At 54.1% G+C, this 1583-nt stretch carries 2 protein-coding genes and 1 pseudogene; all 3 read left to right on the top strand.

Going from position 1 to position 1583, the window contains the following annotated elements; translation table 11 throughout:
* Positions 1–526: D-glycero-beta-D-manno-heptose 1,7-bisphosphate 7-phosphatase (gene gmhB, locus ACTHUE_RS18395; RefSeq protein ID WP_440424129.1), on the top strand; the 526-nt coding region annotated here is incomplete at its 5' end.
* A 71-nt stretch (positions 527–597) separates the two neighbouring features.
* Positions 598–1329, top strand: coding sequence for a lysophospholipid acyltransferase family protein (locus tag ACTHUE_RS18390; RefSeq protein ID WP_070695146.1), 732 nt, complete (start codon positions 598–600; stop codon positions 1327–1329).
* A gap of 38 nt (positions 1330–1367) precedes the next feature.
* Positions 1368–1583, top strand: a pseudogene (locus ACTHUE_RS18385) (hypothetical protein); the annotation flags it as partial.

Raw genomic sequence — 1583 nt, 5'->3', positions numbered from 1 at the left:
TTTCGTCAAATCCGTTGACGAATGGATTCCCATCGAAGGCAGCATGGATGCCATCGCCTTTTTAACGCAGGCAGGCTACACCATCGCCGTGGCCACCAACCAATCCGGTATCGGCCGCAAATACTTTACCGTGCAAGACCTGACCGAAATGCACGCAAAAATGCACCGTCTTGCCGTTCAAGCAGGCGGTACCATCGACGGCATTTGGTTTTGCCCGCACACCGCCGCCGACAACTGCGAATGCCGCAAACCCAAGCCCGGCATGATTATCGACATCATCGAACGCTTCAAGGCCAATGCCGCCGAAACCTGGCTGGTCGGCGACAGCCTGCGCGACCTGCAAGCCATTGATGCTGCAGGAGGCAAATCCGCGCTCGTCCTGACTGGCAAAGGCAAAAAAACGCTGGCCAAACACGAACAAGACCTGCCCGAACACACCCAAGTCTTCGACAACCTGCTCGCTTTCTCGCAATACATCATGCGTGAAAACACACAAATCGAAGAAGCCGCGCAAGCCATCCTATAAACGACAAGGCCGTCTGAAAACTGCCGACAACGGTGTTCAGACGGCCTTCAAACGACTGACTTTTCCCCGATATGCTGATTATCCGCAACCTGATTTACTGGTTCATCCTTTCCTCTAGCATTATTTTACTGTTCCCCTTTATGCTGCTTGCCCTGCCCTTCCAAGGCGGCGCGCACAAAATGGCGCAAGTTTGGGTGCGCATCCTCAACTGGTCGCTCAAGCACGTCATCGGTTTGAACTACACCTTAAACGGTGCGGAAAACATTCCCGACCGCCCTGCCATCATTTGCGCCAAACACCAAAGCGGCTGGGAAACCCTCGCCCTGCAAGAGATTTTTCCGCCTCAAGTCTATGTTGCCAAACGCGAACTCTTCAAAATCCCTTTCTTCGGCTGGGGCTTGAAACTGGTTAAAACCATCGGCATCGACCGCAGCAACAGCCGCGAAGCCAACAAACAACTTTTAGAACAAGGCCTTGCGCGTAAAAACGAAGGCTATTGGATTACCATTTTCCCCGAAGGCACACGCCTGCCGCCCGGCGAAAAAGGCCGCTATAAGCTCGGCGGCGCGCGCATGGCAAAAATGTTTGAGATGGACATCGTCCCCGTCGCGCTCAACAGCGGCGAGTTTTGGCCGCGCAATTCCTTCCTCAAATACCCCGGCACGGTCAGCGTCATCATCGGCAAACCCATTGCCCACAACAACGGCAATGAAGCCGAACTCATGGCTCAATGCGAGCAATGGATCGAAAGCCAACAGCCCCTGATTACCGGACAAGGCCCGTTCGCGCCCAAAACCAAATAAATCATTCCATCGGGTGGGCCGCTATACCCGCCCTTTCCATGCCGTCCAATATTTTTCTCAACATCATGCCCCACCTCCATACCCATACCCTTTCAGACGGCCTCACCATTCATATCCAGCTCAAACGCAGTGCCAAGAAAAACCTCATCTTGCGCCCCGTTTCCGCCGATACCGTCAGCATCAATATCCCTCCGTTTGTTACCCAGCGCACCTTTACCCAATGGCTGAACGACAACGAAGCCATCCTGCGCCGT

This window comes from Neisseria sp. P0021.S005 (assembly GCF_051956955.1).
Note: the sequence above shows the minus strand (reverse complement) of the source record. Positions and strands in the feature narration are given on the sequence as shown.

Excerpts from the sequence above, each read along its gene's own strand:
- ACTHUE_RS18390 (WP_070695146.1), top strand. The coding sequence starts at position 598 with ATGCTGATTATCCGCAACCTGATTTACTGGTTCATCCTTTCCTCTAGC.